This window comes from Okeania hirsuta (assembly GCF_003838195.1).
Classification (GTDB): Bacteria; Cyanobacteriota; Cyanobacteriia; order Cyanobacteriales; family Microcoleaceae; genus Okeania; species Okeania hirsuta.
The window spans coordinates 17000-39928 of the sequence record NZ_RCBY01000012.1; the positions used below are offsets into that span (position 1 = coordinate 17000).

General features: G+C 36.4%; 19 protein-coding genes and 1 pseudogene. 11 read left to right on the plus strand and 9 right to left on the minus strand.

Translation table 11 applies throughout. The features are described from left to right. Positions 1 to 26 precede the first annotated feature (26 nt). The 4 genes from hypD to hypF form a co-directional block, all read right to left on the minus strand. Entirely contained in the window at positions 27 to 1199 is a 1173-nt protein-coding gene (gene hypD / locus D5R40_RS03650) for a hydrogenase formation protein HypD (RefSeq protein ID WP_124144216.1), read from the minus strand. A gap of 459 nt (positions 1200 to 1658) precedes the next feature. After that, positions 1659 to 1907 (minus strand): HypC/HybG/HupF family hydrogenase formation chaperone, encoded by a 249-nt coding sequence (locus D5R40_RS03655; protein ID WP_124144215.1) that lies wholly within the window; start codon positions 1905 to 1907, stop codon positions 1659 to 1661. A 136-nt stretch (positions 1908 to 2043) separates the two neighbouring features. Then, complete coding sequence (locus tag D5R40_RS42380) at positions 2044 to 2163, minus strand: Kae1-like domain-containing protein (RefSeq protein ID WP_375339364.1); 120 nt, start codon at positions 2161 to 2163, stop codon at positions 2044 to 2046. 14 nt (positions 2164 to 2177) lie between these two features. Next, positions 2178 to 4568 (minus strand): carbamoyltransferase HypF, encoded by a 2391-nt coding sequence (gene hypF, locus D5R40_RS03660; protein ID WP_124144214.1) that lies wholly within the window; start codon positions 4566 to 4568, stop codon positions 2178 to 2180. Between the two features lie 445 nt (positions 4569 to 5013). On the opposite strand from hypF, the gene D5R40_RS03665 reads away from it, so the two are divergent. The 4 genes from D5R40_RS03665 to D5R40_RS03680 are packed head-to-tail and all read left to right on the plus strand — an operon-like array spanning position 5014 to position 9790. Then, complete coding sequence (locus tag D5R40_RS03665) at positions 5014 to 5568, plus strand: hypothetical protein (RefSeq protein WP_124144213.1); 555 nt, start codon at positions 5014 to 5016, stop codon at positions 5566 to 5568. Between the two features lie 30 nt (positions 5569 to 5598). Continuing rightward, the gene (locus D5R40_RS03670; protein WP_124144212.1) at positions 5599 to 5967 is read left to right on the plus strand and encodes a hypothetical protein; all 369 of its coding nucleotides are present in this window, start codon (positions 5599 to 5601) and stop codon (positions 5965 to 5967) included. Between the two features lie 8 nt (positions 5968 to 5975). Beyond that, positions 5976 to 6344: a phosphotransferase gene (locus D5R40_RS03675; protein WP_275670323.1), complete on the plus strand. Its 369-nt coding sequence runs from the start codon at positions 5976 to 5978 to the stop codon at positions 6342 to 6344. Further along, entirely contained in the window at positions 6296 to 9790 is a 3495-nt protein-coding gene (locus tag D5R40_RS03680; protein ID WP_124154247.1) for a hypothetical protein, read from the plus strand. The genes D5R40_RS03675 and D5R40_RS03680 overlap by 49 nt, the downstream gene beginning before the upstream one ends. Positions 9791 to 10702: 912 nt before the next feature. Here the strand turns inward: D5R40_RS03680 and D5R40_RS03685 are convergent. The 3 genes and pseudogenes from D5R40_RS03685 to D5R40_RS40720 all read right to left on the minus strand — a co-directional run bounded on the left by D5R40_RS03685 (position 10703) and on the right by D5R40_RS40720 (position 12323). After that, on the minus strand, positions 10703 to 11533 hold the full coding sequence (locus D5R40_RS03685; protein WP_124144209.1) for an SDR family oxidoreductase: 831 nt from the start codon (positions 11531 to 11533) through the stop codon (positions 10703 to 10705). A gap of 396 nt (positions 11534 to 11929) precedes the next feature. Then, positions 11930 to 12079 (minus strand): annotated as a pseudogene (locus D5R40_RS40715) (transposase); the annotation flags it as partial. Next, a complete protein-coding gene (locus D5R40_RS40720; RefSeq protein WP_124144207.1) occupies positions 12057 to 12323 on the minus strand; it encodes a transposase in 267 nt (88 codons plus the stop codon). The pseudogene D5R40_RS40715 and the gene D5R40_RS40720, both read right to left, overlap by 23 nt. Before the next feature lie 125 nt (positions 12324 to 12448). On the opposite strand from D5R40_RS40720, the gene D5R40_RS03700 reads away from it, so the two are divergent. The 4 genes from D5R40_RS03700 (at position 12449) to D5R40_RS34530 (ending at position 16316) form a co-directional block, all read left to right on the plus strand. Then, a complete protein-coding gene (locus D5R40_RS03700) occupies positions 12449 to 12715 on the plus strand; it encodes a hypothetical protein (RefSeq protein ID WP_124144206.1) in 267 nt (88 codons plus the stop codon). A 919-nt stretch (positions 12716 to 13634) separates the two neighbouring features. Further along, positions 13635 to 15158 (plus strand): alanine/glycine:cation symporter family protein, encoded by a 1524-nt coding sequence (locus D5R40_RS03705; RefSeq protein WP_124144205.1) that lies wholly within the window; start codon positions 13635 to 13637, stop codon positions 15156 to 15158. 176 nt (positions 15159 to 15334) lie between these two features. Beyond that, the gene (locus tag D5R40_RS03710) at positions 15335 to 15763 is read left to right on the plus strand and encodes a universal stress protein (protein ID WP_124144204.1); all 429 of its coding nucleotides are present in this window, start codon (positions 15335 to 15337) and stop codon (positions 15761 to 15763) included. A gap of 391 nt (positions 15764 to 16154) precedes the next feature. Further along, entirely contained in the window at positions 16155 to 16316 is a 162-nt protein-coding gene (locus D5R40_RS34530; protein ID WP_161564424.1) for a hypothetical protein, read from the plus strand. A gap of 602 nt (positions 16317 to 16918) precedes the next feature. Here D5R40_RS34530 and D5R40_RS03715 read toward each other — a convergent pair. Together D5R40_RS03715 and D5R40_RS36970 are read right to left on the minus strand one after the other, a co-directional pair. Continuing rightward, complete coding sequence (locus tag D5R40_RS03715) at positions 16919 to 17410, minus strand: peptidoglycan-binding domain-containing protein (protein ID WP_124154248.1); 492 nt, start codon at positions 17408 to 17410, stop codon at positions 16919 to 16921. Positions 17411 to 17690: 280 nt separating this feature from the next. Then, positions 17691 to 18092, minus strand: coding sequence for a hypothetical protein (locus D5R40_RS36970; RefSeq protein ID WP_192901266.1), 402 nt, complete (start codon positions 18090 to 18092; stop codon positions 17691 to 17693). A gap of 383 nt (positions 18093 to 18475) precedes the next feature. On the opposite strand from D5R40_RS36970, the gene D5R40_RS03725 reads away from it, so the two are divergent. The 3 genes from D5R40_RS03725 to D5R40_RS03735 all read left to right on the plus strand — a co-directional run bounded on the left by D5R40_RS03725 (position 18476) and on the right by D5R40_RS03735 (position 22902). Then, positions 18476 to 20200 carry an ABC transporter ATP-binding protein gene (locus tag D5R40_RS03725; RefSeq protein WP_124154253.1) on the plus strand — a complete coding sequence of 575 codons (1725 nt, stop codon included), beginning with the start codon at positions 18476 to 18478 and terminating at the stop codon, positions 20198 to 20200. A gap of 1475 nt (positions 20201 to 21675) precedes the next feature. Beyond that, on the plus strand, positions 21676 to 22068 hold the full coding sequence (locus D5R40_RS03730) for a SpoIIAA family protein (RefSeq protein WP_124154249.1): 393 nt from the start codon (positions 21676 to 21678) through the stop codon (positions 22066 to 22068). Positions 22069 to 22647: 579 nt separating this feature from the next. After that, positions 22648 to 22902 (plus strand): hypothetical protein, encoded by a 255-nt coding sequence (locus tag D5R40_RS03735; RefSeq protein ID WP_124144200.1) that lies wholly within the window; start codon positions 22648 to 22650, stop codon positions 22900 to 22902. The last annotated feature ends 27 nt before the right edge of the window (positions 22903 to 22929 follow it).

The window sequence follows — 22929 nt, forward strand, 5'->3', positions numbered from 1 at the left end:
AAATTGAGATGCACCCTTACTTTTCCTTATTTCATATTCAAACTAAATACCTTATCTTCTTCCTTCTTCCTTCTTCCCTCTTCCTTCTTAAACAACCTTCCATATTTATAATAGGCAGCACAAGCACCTTCTGAGGAAACCATACAAGTGCCAATAGGATTTTCTGGAGTACAAGCAGTACCAAATACTTTACATTGCCAAGGTTTCAAAACACCTTTGAGAATTTCCCCACATTGGCAAGCTTTAGCATCAGCAACTTTTTTGTTAGGCACACAAAATTTAATTTCGGCATCAAAACAGCCATAAGCATCAGTAATTTTTAACCCAGACTCAGGAATGTCTCCTAAACCACGCCACTCAAACTTATCCCGCACTTCAAATACTTTGCCCATTGCTTCCAGTGCGACCTTATTACCTCCTTCTTTAACCACGCGACTATATTGGTTTTCTACCTCACAACGACCTTCCAGCATTTGTTGCAGCAACATCCAAATAGATTGCAAAATATCCAGAGGTTCAAATCCTGATACTACCAAAGGTTTCTGATATTTTTCGGAAATCACCCGGTAGGGTTCAGTACCAATAACCATACTCACATGACCAGGTCCAACAAAACCTTGTAATTCCAAATCTGGGTTACTCAGTAATGCTTCTAGAGCAGGTACAACCAAAACATGGTTGCTGAAAATACTAAAGTTTTCAATACCTTCCGTTTCTGCTTGCAAAATAGTTAAAGCTGCACTGGGAGCAGTAGTTTCAAAACCTAAACCAAAGAAAATTATCTCTTTTTCTGGGTTTTCCTTTGCTATCTTCAAACTATCCAGGGGCGAATAAACCATCCGAATATCTGCACCTTGAGCTTTTGCCTGCAACAAACTTTTTTGAGAACCCGGCACCCGCATCGCATCGCCGAAAGTTGTAAAAATAACGTTGGGTTTTTCCGCCAGAGCGATCGCGTCATCTAATCTACCTCTTGGCATCACGCAAACTGGACATCCAGGGCCATGTATTAGTTCGACATTATTAGGTAAAACTTCCTCAATGCCATATTTGAAAATAGAGTGAGTGTGACCACCACAAACTTCCATGATTTTGAGTGGGCGATCGCTATTGTATCCTAATTTTTTGCTGAGTTCATCAATTTCTTTAACTAAACCTTGCACTTTGTGGGGGTCGCGAAATTCTTTAACGTATTTCATATATTTTCTCCTAATATAAATAAATAAAATTGAAATCTCGTATAAAACACCGTAGGTTGGGTTAAGCGGTAGCGCCACCCAACAAATATCTATAGCAGTGAACAGCGAAAAGTCGTAAAAGTAGATTTTTAGGGAACAGGGAATGGGAAATACCGAAGTAATAAAATTGTCACATCTGATTCCTGATTGCTATATATACATATAGATAATGGGGTTGCACATTATGGAATGATATCGCCAAAAATTAGTTTAGACTTTGACTCAAAAAACCATTAATTAATCATTCTAGGAATTATCAAATCCAAAATCATTTTCATCAAAAACCTAAAATAATTCGTCACTGTGCAACTCCTAAATAATAGATATCCTGCTTCTTTCTGCTTCAACCCAACCTAATAATAAATAATAAATATATAGACCAAATATGTTGGGTTTCGCGGACTCAACCCAACCTACGTTTTAATTCATTACCGCAGCAACTTCCTGCAATAATTTCAAAGTTTCTACTGCCTCTTCTTCATCCAAACGGTTCATGGCAAAACCAACATGAACTAACACCCAGTCACCAACACAAGACTCAACCGGATGTTCTTCATCAACTATGCAGGCAATATTCACCTCTCGTTTCACCCCACTAATATTAACTGTTGCCAATTTATTGACAATATCCGTTATTTCAATAATTTGACCAGGAATTCCTAAACACATTTTTCTTAAATTAATCAACGTTTAATTAAAATCAAAACAAATTTTTTTATCCATTTTTGAGTTGCTAGAGAGTGCATAAATATAGTGTAGGTAATATTTTAATTTTACCTCCCTACTCCCCTACTCCCCTGCTCCCCTACTCCCTACTCCCTGCCACAGCAATAACAACTTGACCCAGAGATAAACCACCATCATTAGGTGGAACTTGACTGTGAGTCAACACTTCCAACCCCATTTTAATTAGACGATCGCTCACTAATCAAAATTTTTTCAAATCCGCGCATCCGTGGCAAAATCCTTGTCTTGCACTCCCATTCTAGCCGCAGCAATAACAACTTGACCCAGAGATAAACCGCCATCATTAGGTGGAACCTGACTATGAGTCAACACTTCCAAGCCCATTTTAATTAGATGATCGCTCACTCCAGAAAGCAACAACTTATTTTGAAATACCCCACCGCTCAAAGCCACTTGATTAAACTCACAACTCTGATGTAACTCAGCCACCATCTCAGAAATAGCGATCGCTAATCCTTGATGAAACCTCGCTGCCATCAGAGCCGGAGAAGCACTTTGTTTTATGTCTATCAGTAAGGATTGCCACATTGGCTGTGGCACCAGATAAGTAAGAGGGAATTTACTATCTTTCTCTAACTTGAGCATATTAAATTGATAACCTTCTATTTCTTTAGCATCATTTAATAAATACTCTGTTGCTAAAGCTTCTAAATCTATCGCTGCTTGGCCTTCATAACTACAAAATTCTCGACAAATACCAATCGCAGCAGCCACAGCATCAAATAACCGCCCGCAAGAAGAAGCTAGGGGAGAATTAATCCCTTTTTCCATCATTTGATTTAAGGTGGCCAGAGGTTTTGTTTGGAAAAAATTAAATAATTCTAAATCTTCGTAATCCTTAAGAAAATCTAAACCAAAAGCAGTTACTAAATGAGCATAAGTATTGCGCCAAGGTTGATAAATAGCTTTTTCTCCTCCAATCATTGCCACAGGTTTAAAAGTTCCTAAACCTTCAAACCCGCGATAATCTGCCAATAAAAATTCTCCGCCCCAAATACTTCCATCCTCTCCATAACCCAACCCATCCAAAGCAATTCCTAAAACTGGTTTACAATCAATATCTAAACCATTTTCTGCCATACAAGCTGCGATATGACTATGATGATGCTGCACTTCAATCAATTTTAAATCATTACCTACAGCCAAATCTTTTCCCAGTTTTGTTGATAAATATTCCGGGTGTTTATCCACAACAATTGTATTCGGTTCAGCCTCCAATAAACCCAAAAAAAGATTTAAAGTTTTTTCATAAGCTGTAGCAGCCAAATTATTTTCCAAATCCCCAATATGTTGAGACAAAATAGCTTGCCCATCACGCAACAAACAAAAGGTATTTTTCAATTCACTCCCCATAGCCAAAATCGGAGAAATATTTGCAAATCCTGGGGGTAAATTAATCGGTGCTGGTGCATAACCACGGGCACGACGAAGAACTTGAGGAACTTCCTTAATAACTCGCACTACAGAATCATCAACCCGATTAAAAATAGGGCGATTATGTATTAAAAAATAATCAGCAATTTCTGATAGTTTTTCCCGCATTTCTTCATTATCAATACACTGAGGTTCGTCAGAAAAATTGCCACTTGTTAATACTATGGGAACATTTAAACGACGCAACGCTAAATGATGCAGTGGCGTATACGGAAGCATAAAACCTAGAGTATTTTGTCCTGGTGCAACACTAGGTGCTAACTGTTGTACAATAGTTTTCTGCAACAACACAATAGGAGCAGCAACACTTTCCAATAATTTCTGTTCCGCATCAGTAATATGACAATATTCAGAAATTACCTCTATATCCCGCGCCATCAAAGCCAGAGGTTTATCCGGACGGCGTTTGCGATGACGTAACTTTTGCACCGCCTCCTCATTAGTGGCATCGCAAGCAAGATGAAAACCGCCTAACCCTTTAATAGCAACTATCATTCCTCGTTGGATGAGAGTACAGACCGCATCCACATCATCCAACATTGAAAACATATCAGCAGTTACAGGTTTACCATCCGCTCTTTCTAACCAAGCTTTCGGTCCGCAAACATGACAAGCGGTAGGTTGAGCGTGGAAGCGACGGTTAAGTGGTTCGGAATAGTTTTCCTGACATTCCGGGCAAAGGTGAAAATTTGCCATAGTAGTATTTTTGCGGTCGTAAGGTAATTTTTTGATAATACTCAGACGAGGTCCGCAGTGGGTACAGTTAGTGAATGGGTAGCGATACCAGCGACTCATGGGGTCGAATATTTCGCTTTTGCACATGGAGCAGGTGGCAGCATCGGGAGCTATTTGGGTACGAACTGTATTAGTGGTGCTGGGGGCAATGATAAAATCCGCGAAATTTTGGTTAGGTAGTTGGTGTCTAGTGATAGTTTCGATGTTTGCCAGGAGAGGGCGTTCAGAATGTATTTTTTTGATAAATTCGTCAATGGTTGAGCGATCGCCTACAACTTTGATTAATACACCTTGTCCATCATTACTAACTTCACCGCGCAACCCCAATGTTTTAGCAATGCGGTAGACAGTAGGGCGAAAACCGACACCTTGCACGGTGCCATAAACTCGAATTTCTTCTGTTATTTCAGACATTATGGATAATAATTATGATAATTTTTAATGTAAGCATTTCCTACGGAATGCTGCGCAAACAGCCGTCAGCGATCAGCACTTCCCTGCGGGATGCTACGCAAACAGCTATTGCTTTTATTTTTAGATAAAAGCTTTAATAATTGAGTCAAAATTTATACTTAATTTATACTTACTACAAAAATTGGCTTTAAAGTCTATATTCATTTACAGCAGTTTTGGAGTTGATGAGGTACAAAATTTTAGGACTTTAGGGAGTAGGAACCCACCCCTAACCCCTCCCAGGAGGGGAATTTGGGAGTAGGGAAAAAAAAGATTAATTTTCAAACTGTACCTCACTATCCTAAAAAGTGCTGTAAACCTTATCATGAGAGCTGACAGCTGACAGCTAATTGCTGAATGCTTATAATAACTGATAAAGTTTGTATGGTGTGATGAAGTCTAGAAAATGATAATATTATTGTCAAGCATCAATCAGATATTCAACAGATTTTTCCAGCGTTGGAAATTTCATTTCTATGCAATTTTACCCCATCCCACTGAAGCTAAAATTTTGATGCTATCCGATGATGAAAATACTTGGTTTTTACCCAATATTTGTATAAATGAAGATATACACCCTAGTGATTTTGCAACTATTCAAAAAGTAATTGAAAAAGAACTTGGAATTTCGGCAAACATTTTATATTACGCTCATAATTATGACGATAAATCTAAATGTGAAATTCACACAATATATGTACTGGAACATAATTATTTGAAAAAAGAGCTTATAGAAAAATTCAAAGATGCTTCTTGGGTTGACCTTGAAACTTTGAAAAATATATCTCTAAAATTACCAGAACATAAATCAGTTATCCAAGAATATTTAACAGAAATTGAAAGTAGTGAAGTTCTAGAACTACGTCCACCTTGGGCTAGAAAAGGTTGGTTATACTCTGCCCAAAAATGGATTGAGGAGCAATTATTAGAATTAAATTATCAACAACTTTATTCCGTATAATTTATCAAAAGTTGGGGTATATCTTATGTATTGCGGGTTAATACCACAGCCGGAAATATTTATTTCAAGCAAGCTTCTACACTACCTCTTTTTTGTAACGAACCATTAGTCACAACAGAATTAGAAAATTTATTTCCCCAACATATTCCTACTGTCCTTAATATAAATTCTGAGCGTCACTGGATGTTATTAGCTGATTTTGGGGAACCTATTGGTCGAAATTCATCCATCAAACTACAAAAAGACATTTACCGTTTACTCGCTCAAATACAAATCAAATCAATTCAGCATATTGATAATTTATTGAATATCGGATGTTTAGACCGACGTTTGGAAAAATTATCAACTAAAATAGATGTTTTATTTAACGATAAAAATGTTCTATCTCAATTAAAATAAACGTAAGGATTCAGAAACTACAAACACTTGCTCCACATCTGAAAAAATTATGTTCTCAACTGGCAGAATATAAAATACCCCCAACATTAGTTTATGAAGACTTGCATTTAGGAAATGTTGCTTTGCATAACAATAAATATCTCATTTTTGATTGGACGGATAGCTGTATTTCTCATCCTTTATTTGATATGTTCCCATTGTTTTTTCCCCAGAAGAAAAAACCTTTTTTATCATCCTTAAGCAGTTTGCGAGATGAATACTTAAGCCAATGGGAAATTTATGAATCAAAGCCACATTTACTAGAAGCTTGGAAATTAGCCAAACCCTTATGTGCTTTACATCATGCAGTTACATATCAGCATATTACTGCCTGTTAGAGGATGTAGAAAAATTAGAAGATTTGGAAGATTTAGGTTTAGAAAAGTTAAAGGAGTTAGAAAAGTTAGAACACCCAGAACAGTTAAAACAGTTATTAGCAGCGATCGCTAAAGAAAAGGAAATTAATAATCCAGCTACAGCAGAATCATGGGGAGAAAAGCGGATATTATCGGCTAAGTTTATTGAGTTGTTATGTACGGATGTGGAAGCTTTTAAATATTTTACTAATCATGGTTTAAAGGTTTGTGGAGCTAAGATTTCGGGGGAGTTAAATCTTGAGTTTGTTAAGTTTGAAAGTTTATTGTATTTCACAGAATGTGTTTTTACAGAAAAAATTATTCTGAAGGGAGCAAAGGTAGAAGAAGTCAAGTTTGATGGTAGTCATGTTGTTGGAATTGATGCTGAGTTGATTGAAGTTAGGGGCAATTTATATCTGCACAATGACTTTCAGAGTAAGGGTGAGGTAAATCTATCTGGAGCTACTATTGGTGGTCAAGTTGATTGTATTAAAAGTCATTTTTCTAATCCAGAAGAAGATGCACTCATTGCTGAAAAAATGGAAGTCAAAAGTTCTGTCTTTCTCAGAGAAGGTTTCAAAGCTGAGGGTAGAGTCAGTCTATCTGGAGCTACTATTGGTTTACTCGACTGTAGTGATGGTCATTTCTCTAATCCAGAAGGAGATGCACTCTTTACTCAGGGTATAGAAGTCAAAGATTCTGTCTTTCTCAGAGAAGGTTTTGAAGCTGAGGGTAGAGTCATTCTATCTGGAGCTACTATTGGTTTACTCGACTGTAGTGATGGTCATTTCTCTAATCCAGAAGGAGATGCACTCTTGGCTGAAAGTATAGAAGTTAAAACTGATGTCTTTCTGAGAGAAAGTTTCAAAGCTGAGGGTAGAGTCAGTCTATCTGAAGCTACTATTGGTGGTCAACTCGACTGTAGTGATGGTCATTTCTCTAATCCAGGAAAAGATGCGCTCAATATTCAGAATATAGAAGTCAAAGGTTCTGTCTTTCTTGGTAATGATTTCAAGGCTGAGGGTAGAGTCATTCTATTAGAAGCTAATATTGGTGGTCAACTCAACTGTAGTGATGGTCATTTCTCTAATCCAGGAAAAGATGCAGTTATTGCTGAAAGTATAGAAGTCAAAGCTTCTGTCTTTCTGAGCAATTGTTTTAAGGCTGAGGGTCTAGTCAATCTATCTGGAGCTATTATTGGTGATAAACTCGTTTGTATTATGGGTCATTTCTCTAATCCAAAAGGATATGCGCTCTTTGCTGAGAATATAGAAGTCAAAGGTTCTGTCTTTCTAAGAGAAAGTTTCAAGGCAGAGGGTCTAGTCAATCTATCTGGAGCTACTATTGGCGGTCAACTCTCTTGTAATGGAGGTCATTTCTCTAATCAACAAGGATATGCGCTCGTGGCTCAGAATATAGAAGTCAAATCTAATGTCTTTCTGAGTGATGATTTCAAAGCTGAGGGTAGTGTAAATCTATTTGGAGCTACTATTGGTGGTCAACTATATTGCAGTCAAGGTCATTTTTCTAATAAAGAAGAAACTGCCCTCAATGCTGAGAGTATAGAAGTCAAAGCTTCTGTCTTTCTGAGCAATTGTTTTAAGGCTGAGGGTCTAGTCAATCTATCTGGAGCTATTATTGGTGATAAACTCGTTTGTATTATGGGTCATTTCTCTAATCCAAAAGGATATGCGCTCTTTGCTGAGAATATAGAAGTCAAAGGTTCTGTCTTTCTAAGAGAAAGTTTCAAGGCAGAGGGTCTAGTCAATCTATCTGGAGCTACTATTGGCGGTCAACTCTCTTGTAATGGAGGTCATTTCTCTAATCAACAAGGATATGCGCTCGTGGCTCAGAATATAGAAGTTAAATCTAATGTCTTTCTGAGTGATGATTTCAAAGCTGAGGGAGAAGTCATTCTATCTGGAGCTATTATTGGTGGTGTACTCTCTTGTATTAAAGGTCATTTCTCTAATAAAGAAGGATATGCGCTCAATGCTCAAAATATAGAAGTCAAAGGTTCTGTCTTTCTGAGAGAAAGTTTCAAGGCAGAGGGTAGGGTAAGTCTATCTGGAGCTACTATTGGTGGTGAACTAGATTGTCGTCAAGGTCATTTCTCTAATAAAGGAAAATATGCACTTATTGCCAATAATATAGAAGTCAAAGAATCTGTTTTTCTAAGTAATGATTTCAAGGCTGAGGGAGAAGTCAGCCTATCTGGAGCTAATATTGGCGGCAAACTCTTTTGTCGCAAAGGTCATTTCTCTAATCCAGAAAAATACGCGCTCGATGCTCAGAATATAGAAGTTAAAACTAACATCAGTCTAACCAATGGCTTCAAAGCTGAAGGCAAAGTAGATTTAACAGCAGCAAATATTAAAGGAAATCTTGACTGCACTCAAGGCAACTTTTCCAACGAAAAAGGAAATGTTTTATCTGCCGAAGGAATCAATGTTGACGGAGATATTTTATTAGATAAAGGAACTTTTGAAGGGAACATTTATTTAGTTAGTGCCAGAGTAGACGACACATTAAGTATGGTAAAAATTAAACAAGAAAAAGTAACTTTCCCCCTATATTTACGCCTCCTATATCCTTTCATTAAAAATATAAAAAACAATCCAATTGCATCACTACTTCAAAAAGAAAATCAAAGAATAGAAACTCACTACATGAAAATCGACCTACAATTTGCCAGAATAGGTCGCCTCCGAGACGACGAAGAAAGCTGGCCTCAAAAAAACAATATAAACCTTGATGGTTTCATATATCAGAAACTTGGAACAGACGATAATATAAAAGTTCTAAAAGATGCCAAAACCCGCCTCAAATGGCTGAGACTTCAACCAGAATTTTTTCCTCAAACTTATGAACAATTAGCCGAAGTATTAAAAAAAGAAGGCGATCCAGATGCCGCGACAGAAATATTAATTCATAAAGAAAGAGACATTCGACCAAAACTCAACAGATTAAGTAAATTTTGGAATTACTTTCTAGATATCACAATTGCATACGGCTATAAACCTACAAAAGCCTTAGTTTGGAGTTCTATTTTTATATCCATTGGGTGGACTTCATTTGCTTTAGGTCATTACAATTGTTCCAACTCAATATCAAATAATAAATGCCTATTTTCACCAGCTTCAGAAATTAGCCCATATACCGAAGAACCTAACAATAAAACCATTGATATAGACTATCCAGAATTTAACTTCTGGTTATATTCATTAGACACATTCATCCCCATAGTTGACCTACATCAACAAACATATTGGCTGCCAAATTCTCAAAAAGGTAAAGAAATTCCATTAATATTATTCAAAGTAAAAGCAGGTCGCTTATTAAGATGGTACCTATGGGTTCACATAATCTTTGGTTGGATATTAACATCCCTCTGGGTAGCAGGTTTCAGTGGTTTAGTTCGTGGGTAGGTCAGTTATCAGTTATCAGTTATCAGTTATCAGTTATCAGAAATAATATCAGGTTGCACTAATTAACCACAATATAAAAAGACGGTATAGATAATCTACTCATCTTTAGATGACTTAAGCTATCAGTCAAGGATTTCAATCCTTGGCTTGGCTTGGCTTGGGGAGGTTGGCTTGAGGAGATTGGCGAGCCATCAGGTATAAAGTTGCGTAGCTTTGTCATCCACCAATCCGCCAAGAAATAAATTTCTTGGCTCACAGCAGAAGTCATCTTTAGATGACTAAAGATAGCTGATTTATTATGGCTAATTAAAATGAAGGCAGAAGGCAGAAGTTATATCATGTCCGGATAATTAGTTATAAAAAAGTTTTTGTTTGTAGTAGGGCTTTAGCCCCAGAAAGATCTATGCTTAGGGCTAAAGCCCTACTACGAGCTTTAATTATCACTATTCAACCGGACATGATATTACAGCATATTTTGGGCAAATTGCGATCAAACTATGTTTTGCTGACACGATAACTACGTTTAGCTGCGCGATCGCATTCCCACTCACTTTTTCTTATTCTCTTTGTTAAATCATTTTAATAAGCACCTACGCAGAGCGAATTACTTACCTCAAAAATACACCAAAACTTCCTTCAAATCAATACTGATGTATTCCTTACATATCAATGCTTTTGATAAATGGCCAAAAAACGCCATTACTTCGTTTTGCTGTGCTAGCGCACCCTATTTTTCCCCCTAAATAGCTCATTTGAACTTTTTTGGGAAAATTCAGTTTAAATTCCAAATATATTTGAAAAAAAATATAAGCTTAACTAATATTAACTTTTTTGTCCCACTGTTGGACATAAATTGTCCATTCTTTATCGAATAATTAAGGTAAAATTCCTCTCCTTGAAAATAAGAAGTAATTATTCATTATTAATTGTTGAACCCCTACTACCTAAAGTTTGAACCACAATTAAATCCATATACCACCGAATTATTGGTGCCAATAAACTATGAAGTTTATCCAGCAAAGTCATTTCCAAACCAGGAGCGATCGCGAAAGTTTTCTTCTTCATTCCCCGCACAATTTCAACAGCCATATCTTCAGCACTCCAGACTCCAGAAGTTGCAGTAATACGTTTAGTTTCCAAAGGCTTAGTTTTATTCTCTACCTCCAACTGTGGTGTATCTGTATCTGGCGGATAAACTACAGAAACAGAAATTCCAGACAATTTCAACTCTCCACGCAGAGACTCTGCCAAACCTCTAATGGCAAATTTACTGGGGCAATAAGGAGTATAACCATAAATTCCAATCAAACCAGCACCAGAAGAAATCATCACAATATGCCCTTTTTTTTCTTGTTCCATCATTGGTATAACTGCCCGCACGCAATAGAGGGAACCAAAATAATTAATTGCCATAGTCTGTTCAAAAATTTCTATTGGCAACTCTCGAAAATAACCAGGGTGAGAAATACCAGCAGCAGTAATCAACAAATCTGGCGTACCTATTTCTTTGACTGCTTGATGTATAGCAGTTTCTGTTGCTTCCCGGTGCGCAACATCTGTGGAGATAGTAATAATTTTTTGTTCTGGGTTAACAATAGTAGCAGTTATTTCCGCTCTTGCTGCCTCCAGTTTTTTCGGGTTACGAGCAATAATTGATATATTGCTTCCTTCTGTAGCAAGTAGTTTAGCTATTTCTTTACCTATACCACTAGAACCACCCGTGATAATTGCGTGTTGCCACATAATTTTCAAGTAAACCTCGATCGAATGGCGTTACTGAATTAGTGTATGATATTAATTTTAATTATTTAGGAGTCAGGAGTCAGTAGAGGCAAACTGCCGTTTACCCGTACAGGAGTCAGGAGAAAGAAAAGTGCTTTTCCTGAAATTAAGTAAAGACAACATCTAATTTTGCCATCTTTGAATGACTCTTAATTTACCTAAATTATATCATGTCCGGATAATAACGCGATAGAACTCCGTTCTGCTTACGCGACCAAAAAACTTTCTCCTTCTTCTTTCTTCCCTCCTGACTCGGTCCTCCTCGGTCGTTATTTATTTTATAACTGTTCAACCGGACATGATATTACTGATTTCGTTCCTCAAATCACCAATGCCGATAAAATTAAATTTTACCATTCTGGTTTTCCATTCTCCCTCACCATATATTTTAACCCCTGTAGAGTCTACTACCAGGTGAATGGCCTCTGTTGTTGGCTTCACTGGTATTTCTATGGTCAATTTACTCAAGCGCCGAGACAAAGTGCTATGGTCTGGTACTGGTAAATCTATTTCCATCAAACCAAATATAGATTCTCACATACCTCTCGGTTTGCCGTCCTGCCAAACTAAACAAAGCTCCCAGGGTAGCCATTAGTTCAATAGCCACATCACTATAGGTGTTGGATGCTCCCTGACTCCCTGTTTTTTCAAGGTTGAGCCACTGTTCTATCACTTCTTCAGATAGCCAAAATGTTAGACTTCCCCTTTGCTTTAAGGCAGCATTATATTCTGACCAGTTACTTATCTCTATAGGAAGACTTGGACTTGGACTTACTCATCTGTACCTAGTTCAGGTTTTTTTACCACTTACTGAATCTTTCTACCGTAATTTCTCCCTTTGTGCAACAAAGCCCTTTTGATGTGTTAAATAGAGTAATGGCAACTGCTATAAATATAAAATCAATAGGTGGTGGTGCATTTTCATTGGTGGTCTATTGTAATTTTTTTGCTCAAGGACAAAAACAGTGGGAGCATCTTGCTCCCTTGCTCGTATCTTTCTCCCATGAAGCGCCGTTGTTCATCCCCATCTACCATTATGCGCGCAGGACTATAGCGTTTTTAAATGATATGTCAAATAAGAGTTGGTTATTTACTAACAGTAAAAAGTCCGGGAAACCTTCTTACCTGTTGCCTGTTGCCTAAAAGCTACCAGGTTTTTTACGCAACTCAAATGAAATTACTATATCAATCAATAAATTTGTTCTTTTTGTACTCAATTTGACTAAAATTTATATCGATTTGATTAGAATTACTGTAGTCATAGTAAATCTGATGTAAATAATTAACAAACAAATTAAGTGTAATTTTCCAATTAGTAATTTGTTAATTTAATCCGTCATAGAATAGAACATTTAGAGCGTGACTAAAATTCAATATTTCTTGGTATTCTGACTCTATGAGATTAATTTTTAATCTAGCTGGAATAATTATGAGCGTTAATTTTTACTACTTCTCTATTTTGCCTTTAATTAAGGCTTGCCTACTTATATATAGTAGTATTAATATATATTATGTGAAAAATAAATAAGCATTTTATTTAACCATTTTATCGAACAACAATAGAGTTGTAAAATTCACAAAATAAATCATTTTTCGTAGTCTTGTTCCTCAAAAAAATCTCTTACCGAATAATTAAGGTTTAAAGCCTCTCCTTTAAAGAAGAAAAGCGGTCGATCTTCGGAGCTTCCCTAAGGGTGGGATGGCGTTTTGCTCCGCAACATGTAAAGCGTTAGCGTTTGCGCAGCATGACCATAGGAAAGCTCCTCCTCCGGAGGAAAGAGGCAGTGACTCTATCAAGAGCGGGTCTCCTCGCTGTCCGACCATCGACCAAGAAAAAAGAAAAAATTTTCACACTCCGCGTCAATCCTCTCCTTGAAAAGAAGAGGTAATTGTTAATTATTAATTATTAATTATTAATTGTTCCCTATCCCTATTTCCCAATTTCAAGATGTTTTATGTATGACTAAAATCAGACCTCTATATGCTATATGCCTGAAATATTTATAAATTAATGGTATAAATGTCTAATTCAACAAAAATGATTAGTAGGTAAAATTAAAATATGAAAAGACAAACTTGGCTATATATACTCCTATTTCTATTAATACCAACTGTTGCCTTAGCCCAAGAACCTGAAACAGGACAGACTTTTATTCAAACCATCGATCGAACCTTTTCAAGTTTCGTAGGTGTAATATTTAGTATTCTTTTCTTTAAAATCGGCGGCTTTCCCTTCATAGTTTTATGGCTACTTATAGGTGCAATATTTTTCACCATCCGAATGCAATTTATTAATATTCGAGCCTTTAAACACGCTATTGATATCGTCCGTGGAAAATATGACGACCCCAATGACCAAGGAGAAGTTTCTCACTTTCAAGCTTTAGCAACAGCATTGTCTGGAACAGTAGGATTGGGTAATATCGCAGGTGTAGCTGTAGCTGTGAGTATCGGTGGCCCTGGTGCAGCATTCTGGATGACAATTGCTGGTTTTTTTGGCATGACCAGTAAATTTGTGGAATGTACTTTGGCTCAAAAATATCGCATTGTTCAACCAGACGGTACTATCTCTGGTGGCCCAATGCGTTATTTGTCCGCAGGTTTAGCAGAAATGGGACAGAGGACTTTTGGCCGGGTGTTAGCTGTACTATTCTCTATTTTGTGCATTTCTGCTGCTTTCGGTGGCGCTAATATGTTCCAGGCCAATCAGTCTTACGGTGCAGTTGCTAATGTATTGCCAGGTTTGCCTAGTTGGGGTTATGGTTTGGTGCTGGTAGTTTTAGTTGGATTAGTAATTATTGGTGGAATTCAACGCATTGGTATGGTGGCAGGTACTCTTGTACCTTTGATGTGTTTGCTATATGTTTTGGCTTCCTTATTTATTCTGTTGGTTAATATTACAGAAATTCCTGGGGCGATCGCTACTATTATCTCTGGTGCTTTTGTTCCCAAGGCAGTAGAGGGTGGTATTATTGGCGTAATTATTCAAGGTTTTCAGCGTTCCGCTTTTTCTAATGAAGCTGGTGTGGGTTCGGCAGCGATCGCTCACTCTGCGGCCAAAACTGATGAACCTATTCGTGAGGGTTTAGTAGCACTGTTGGAGCCGTTTATTGATACTATTGTGGTATGTAATATGACTGCTTTGGTAATTGTGATTACTAAGGTATATATTGCAGATGAGTTTGCTGCTTTGCGCGAAGCTAAGAAAGGTGCAGAGTTAACTTCAGCTGCTTTTGGTACTGTTTTGGCATGGTTTCCCATTTTATTAGCGATCGCTGTTTTCTGTTTTGCCTTTTCCACGATGATTTCTTGGAGTTACTACGGCGAACGTTGTTGGGATTATTTGTCTGGTGGTAGAGGGTTGATTATTTACAAAATCTTGTTTTTGGTTGCTGCTTTTGTTGGTTCGGTATCAAACCCTTCTTCAGTAATTGATTTTAGTGATGCGACTCTGATTTCGATGGCTTTTCCTAATATCTTGGGAGGCTATTTTTTATCCGCTCAAGTAGCAAAGGATTTACAAAATTATATGGGTCGTCTTAGTCAAGGAGAGATAAGACCTGCTAAGTGGGGAGTAGGAGAGTAGGGGAGTAAGGGAGTAGGGGAGTAGGGGAGATGGTAATCAAACATAGCATTACTATTTAGAAATGGTATAAGTCCAATGCTAATGATGAGTTTTAGACTAGGCAATGTTTTTCCCACTGTTGCCTGTTGCCTGTTCCCTGCTATATAACATTCTTCAGTTTATCCATCATAAATATAATGAATATATTTTCCAAAAATTCCGTACTTGTGCCCATAGATTTTTCCGATGAATCTGTTGAGGCGATCGATGTAGCTCTAGAATTTATTCGAGATCCTTCTTATTTATGGATTCTTCATGTATTACCTCGTCTTAATCCTGCTGAACCAGGAGTAAGGTGGCATACTGTAGATGACCAGAGTCGCAAACAGCACATCGAAAAGGTATTTCACGAACGGATTCAAGGTGCTAAATATGAAGGTGTTAATTTTCGTGTGGCGATCGGAACTCCTAGCTCAGAAATTTTGGACTATGCTCAGGAAAAAAAAGCAGAGTTGATTGTCATTCCCTCCCAAGGAAATAGTGGTCTTGGTCGATTTTTACTAGGATCGGTTGCTGAACGAATTGTCAGGTATTCTCATTGTCCTGTTTTAGTTCTACGAAATTGATATACTTTCTGGTAGTCAGATAAGGAGATTCTTCTGAAAGCAGGATTCTTGGTTTGCGCTCCGCAAGGGTACGCCAAGATTTAGTCCACTTATAGCAAGGAATGAGTTAGTTAGGACATAGACTAACAATGAACCTTAGACAGGGAAATATTTTTCTCACTATTCCTTATTCCCTGCCATAACATAAAATTGGCTGCTTAAGAGCAAGGCTTTAGACTGAATTTTTCGGTAAATTAAAAACCAGATTTTACCTTCAATGAGAAAAATCTGCTTTCTTTAAATTTTAATTTATTATTTATTAACTTTAATTAAGAGGACTAACCTAAATGATTAGTCAGGAGATTACAATAATTATATAGAGTTATCTTTATAAAATAGGGGAGTAGGAAATATGTTAAGAACTCCTACATTTCATGTCAATCAATACCAAACACTATTCCAACATCTCAAGCAAATTATTCTCTATTGGCTGAAATCTTTTTGGAAATTTAGTCTATTTTATGGTAAATATACTGCCTCTCCACCTTGGCAAAAAACTATGAATATTAGCTGATGAAAATTCACTATAGTTTTCAAGGTCAGTTTATTGGCTAGATAGCTAGGTGTTTAGAGCGGTTAAATACCTCGATCACTTTCGATTTTTGGAGTAAACATCAACTCTCTCTTCTAGGAGCTTTCTAGGAGGAGGCTTTATACTCAAATTATCAATCAGCCAGATTATCAATAACCTTAATCATTTTCAGAGCTTTATATTAGGTTCCAAGCTTTCTGTTAAGATTCTATTGGTTAGTATTACAGTTTCTGGGTGAAACAACTAAATACTTTTGATATATGAGATTGGGTATTTTAGGGATACTTATATTTAGATGAACAGGAGCAATTGGTTTGGAGTATTGCTCCTGGAATTAACTATTAATCTTGAAATGCTTTGAGGTTAAAAGCTCTGATGTTTTATTATTTGAGTAACCGTTCTACTAAACTTACCCAAACTTACCCAAAAGCATATGAGCAGCTGTGGAGTTAGCTCCCTGTTTCCATGAGAACCACTGACCGCAGTCTGTAACCTTATTCTTTCCATAGACTTAAAATTGGCGATAACTCCACCTACTCATTTTTTACCCTCATCACCATTAGCAATGAAGCTAAATTTTATTTTTAATAGAAACCTAAAGCTGCTCTAGTGTGACGTCCAACAATTCCATCTGGCCTTAAGCCATGATCGCGTTGGAATGCTTTAACTGCATATTTAGTCTTAGGCCCAAAATAGCCAGTTGCACGATGATGATGAAAATAGCCCATCATTCCTAATTGGTGTTGCAACTTGGATACTTGATGTCCACGACTACCATGGCTCAAATAATATCCACGATGACGGCGATGTCCCTTATAAGAAGCATGACGATACTTGGGACGATAATAACCTTTGCCATAATGGCGAGCGTGACCATAACCACTGCAAGGGTTCTTATAGTGACATGCAGCAGCAGAATTAGCAGTCGCGCTAATAGCACCTAGAATAGTAGCAGCTGATAGAAGACTCATCATACCTAATGTAGAGAACTTTTTCCAGTTCACTCCTTCAAAGGTAGGCTCAACTATAGAACTTTCTTCGGCAGTAGCTAGATGGGAATATGCTAGTGTTTCCATAACTCCTCTGATGAGTAATGTTTTACAACTTTTTTTTATAAGTGCCTTACCAACTTGCCTTATAGCGTTTTGGGTTTCTTTTGCAGTGCGACACTCAAAAAAAGGAAATTTAATTTTGGTAGAGCCTTAATTTAGGCTGTTAACAACCAAGGAAATCTGATGATTTCCCTGGTTGCATTACTAAGCTACCATGTTAGGTAGATTATTTATGCAGAATATTCAAAAAAATTTAAAAGTCCACAATTTTCAGATAATTGTGGACTCTTAGGCGATTAAAAACTTAGTAGCAATCACCACCATAGCCACCACCGTAACTACTACCGTAGCCACCATAACCACCATAACGACCATAGCGACCGTAGCCACCATAGCTACCATAGGAACGGCTGTAGGAACGACTAACAACTTTCTTATAATAATGGCCAGAGCTACGACCATAGCTACCATAACGACCAGAACTACCGTAGGCACCATAGCCACCATAACGACCATAGCTACCACCACCGTAATAAGCGGAGGCAGAATCAGCAGTTACATTCATTCCTACAGCTAAAGTAGCAGCAGATAATAAACCCATTGCTCCAACACTAGATAGCTTTTTGAAATCTACACAAGCAGTAAACTCTTTGTTAGTAGAGTCTTCTTCGTTGAAAGCTAAATGGGAAAATGCTAATATTTCCATGAATTCCTCTGTTTAGTTAAATTAAATGAAATCCCGCATAACAGTTACATCTTGATAAGCCTCTGAAGCTAGGCCATACATAGGACGTAAGAGTTATTTTTGGGGTTTGCTAGATACACGAACCTGGGTATGCCAAAACCCTTGCAAGAAGCTTTACGTTGGCATATCTAGAATATCACAAAAAATACATTATTCAAGTCAAATTATCAAAAAACTTAGCTTGCCTCTACACATAACAGAATAAATGGACTTATATGCTAGACCAAATTTTGCCTCAGACTTGACTTAAAATGGTTCTATCATGACTAAACAACTAAAAGCAAGTTTTTTTATAATTAATATAGAAATCTCATATTTTGAAAAACAGTATTAAGTTTGATTTCTTGAAACCTAGATCCAATTATTGGAAGCTCTTACCCTATATCTATGAACATTGGCCTACCATTGTAAAAGCATTAGCTTGTACATTGGCTTTTACAATTTTCTGGCCGATTTTAGCATGGCTATTGGGTGAAATGGCAGGTCATATTGGTAGGGGAGATGTAGGGGCGATCGCTCAACTAGCAGGTCTTGCAGCTATTATTTTCCTGATCAAAGGAACTGTACAGTATGGTCAAGATACTTTCATGGCAAAAGCTGCTTTTACTATTGCCTTAGACTTGCGGAAAGAAGTTTATTCTCACTTACAAAGACTCAATATTAGTTACTTTGAAAAATCAAAAACAGGAGACCTTTCTTATCGACTTACAGAGGATATTGACCGTACTGGAGAGGTTGTCAATAAATTTTTTCACCAATTTGTTCCTTGTATTTTACAGTTGATAGTTGTGCTGGGTTACATGATTTATCTCAACTGGCAATTAACTGTTGTAACTCTAGTAGTTGCACCGTTAATGGCATTATTAATAGGTTGGTTCGGAGAATTATTACTTTCTTTTTCCCACCAAAGTCAAAATCGGACTTCTAATTTATCAGCTTTAATAACGGAGGTATTTAATGGTATTAGAATAGTACAAGCATTTGCTGCTGAGGAATATCAAATTGCTATATTTTCTGTGGAAGCTGAACAAAATCGACAAGCAAAATATATGGCAGAAAAAGTTAAAGCACTCCAGTTTGTAGTAGTGGGTTTTTTAGAAGCAATGAGTGTGGCTTTTTTGTTTTTTTTGGGGGCGTGGCAAATATCTGAAGGAAACTTGTCTGGAGAAGGTTTTATTAGTTATTTAACAGGTGTGGCTTTGTTAATCGATCCGATTTCTTTAACAACAAGTAATTATAGTGAGTTTAAACAAGGAGAAGCATCTTGTGACCGGATTTTTGAACTTTTAAATATTCAACCTCAAGTTACAGAAAAGTTAGATGCTATTGTTCTTCCTCCAGTAGTGGGAAAGGTAGAATATAAAAATGTATGTTTTGATTATCAGTCAGAAAAAAAGGTTTTAAAGAATCTAAATTTGTTGGTAAATTCAGGAGAAATAATTGCTTTGGTAGGAGCTTCTGGAGCAGGTAAAACTACACTGGCAAATTTGTTACCTAGATTTTATGATGTTCAGTCAGGGGAAATATTAATTGATGATATAAATATCAAGGATGTTACTCTTACAAGTCTGAGAAGACAAATTGGAATTGTACCTCAAGAAGTAATTTTATTTTCAGGAACTATCTCGCAAAATATTGCTTTTGGTCAGCTAAATTATAATATTGATGCAGTAAAAAAGGCAGCTAAAGTTGCTAATGCTCATCAGTTTATTACTAAGCTTTCAAAAGGTTATCAAACTTGGGTAGGAGAAAGGGGTATTAATTTATCTGGAGGGCAAAGACAAAGAATAGCGATCGCTCGTGCAATACTAGAAAATCCGAAGATATTAATATTAGATGAAGCGACTTCTTCTCTTGACTCTGAATCTGAATTTTTAGTACAAGAAGCGTTAGAAAGATTGATGCAAGGAAGAACGGTATTTATTATTGCTCATAGACTAGCTACTGTACGTCGTGCTAATCGAATTTTAGTTATGGAAAATGGTGAAATATTAGAATCAGGAACTCACTCAGAATTGTTAGAAAAAGGTATGCTTTATGCTCGTTTTTATCAGCAACAGTTTAGTTAATATCTTGTAATTATTTAGTCGTCAGTTAGTCTCCTGAATCGTAACTTTGTTATCAGTCAAAGTACATCTAGAAACCTTAGATATTTTGGTAGTCCTGTAAATGTAGCGATCTAGTGCAAAAAGGCAGAAGGCAGGAGGCAGAAGGCAGAAGGGAAGAAAGGTTATTGTACAAGCTTTTGAACCTTTTTTAACTGGTTAGTTATTTCCGCCATCCTGCACTAGGGTAGAGGTGGCGAATAGTGAACAGGGAATAGGGAATAGAAAGTACCTAAATTATTCTTTTCAAAAAGATAGTCTTTCCTTGAATACTTGACTTTTTTGAGGATATTACTATTTATACACCACTACCTATATTCTCAGTAAATGTTTTTTCTTATTCACAAAAAAAGTTGTATATTTGCTTAAACTTTCCGTTGCCTAACTAACCTAACTCAAACCATTTTTTTTTACCGAAAAATTCAGGTATAAAGCTTCTCCATTCATGGAGAAAAAAACGGTCGTTAGCGCAGCTTCCCGAAGGGTGGGATGGTGTTAGCGTTAGCGTTTGCGCAGCATGACCATAGGAAAGCTCCTCTGTAAGAAGTAGCGGCTCTGTCAAGAGCGGATCTCCTCGCCATATCCATCAGACCAAGAGAAGAAAAAAAATCCTTTGATCCAATCCTCTTATATCATGTCCGGTTGAACAGTTATAAATAAATAACGACGGAGGAGTCAGGAGTCAACCCACCCCTAACCCCTCCCAGGAGGGGAAGGACCGAGTCAGGAGGGAAGAAAGAAGAAGGAAGAAGAAGGAAGAAGAAGAACTTGAGTTGAAGGAGAAAATTTTTTATCACTAATTAGCCGGACATGATATTATTTATAAGAAGAAATAATTCTAAATTCTAAATTATTAATTCTAAATTCTTGAACACTTCCATCAGTTTACAGAGAGAATAAAAAGCAAGCATTTTTACAAACAGTTTTGATTGACAAATAAAAACTTTTCCTAACAAAGATTCGCCTTTCCAAAAATTCTATACTTCAGCAAGGGGATAAAAAAATACTCCCTTATTTTAATAAATGTAAACCAATAAACTTCTTTGGTGGCAGTTTTAATCTACTTGCGTTAAATTTAGGTTATAGGGTAGGAGTAAGTATTAGGTCGATGCCTTTTACTTTCAAGTTTAAAGTTAAAAAGCGTTTCGATCCGGAATGCTCCGCAAACAGATACCTAATTGCGTAAATTTTTAGGATGATAGCTGATAGCTGATAGCTAGTTAAAGCTAATAATACTTAATACTTAGCAATATACTAAGTAATCTGAGTAGATCAATTTATTTTGGGAAAATATACGGGTTTATGCCCTTCAATTAAGAGGGAAAAATTGAGGAAATGGAAAAATCATAATCACTGTATAAAGGGATAAAAAATCTGAGGAAGCTCTACCAAAAAATATCAGATTAAAATTAGAAGTATCTCAGAAGGAGAAAACTACTATGATGGAAATTATACCTCTAGCAAATCAGAATATCATTGGTCTTAGTATTGATGGCAAAATTGAAATAAGTGACATTGAAAAAATAAAAAATTTAGTGGGGGAAAGATTAAAATCTCAACCTAAATTACGAGTTTATGTTGAAGTTAAAAGTTTTCAAGGAATATCTGTGGAAGCTTTATGGGAAGACTTAAAATTTGGTCTAGGACATCTGAAAGATTTTGATAAAAAAGCAGTTGTATGTGATGCAGCTTGGGTAAATAAATTGACTATTGCTGGTAATAAAATTTTTAGCAATATGACTCATATAGAGGTAAAATGTTTTTCTTGGTCAGAAAAAGAACAGGGTTTAGAATGGATAATAACTGACACTCCACAGACTAAAGTCGCGTAGATTCTTTTTGCTCCGTGACATGAAAAACGTCAACGTTGGGAAGCAAAAATTGTTAAGACAGGGGATAAATTCACCTGTCTTAATTTTTCATCAGTTTACTGAAAAATTATGCCAAATTTATTATGCCAAATTTTTTCAAAGTTAGGAATAGAGTGATTGTCAAACAAAAAATTAGACTAAAATCTGAGTCAGGTATTTAGTAATTTAAATCCTTCTAGAGAGACAGAATATTAAGGGTTAAAATTTTCTTTAACTTATAGCGCTTTTCACTTTAATGAAATACATAACTTCTGCTTTTTAATTCCTACCTTCTACCTTTAAGCAAGAGTTTCTGTGGTCTACCTAAATGAAAACTTCTAGAATTCATAATTCTATTTACTCACAGCTAATATAAAAATTAAGGAAACTCTGATAGAGCGACTATATAATTTTAATTAATCTAATTGTAAAAGGACTTAGGCAAAATGAAGATTTTTACACTAGATATTTCTGGGAACTAAGTTTTTGCCTAGTAAATTTGAGCGCTTGAGATTAATTTTCAGATATTCCTACTAGATATAGTATAATTTTGGTAGCAGTTTGGTAACAGTAACAATATCTATTGAAAAACTTTATCAGTGGAAAATTATTTTGGTTGTGAACAAAATGTCGAAAGGGGTGGGAACATATTCTGAACAAAAAGATAACTATAGTCAAAGCCTAAATAAAGCACTTTATCCTCACAATATTAATGAGTTTCCTGTTTGTTTTATTGATGCTAAAGATTATTGTAAAGGTATTGAAAAAAATAATGAAAATAAGAAAAATAGTAGTTACTTTAATACTTTTTTATAAGTCGTCAATAATTTTATTTAATGTCGG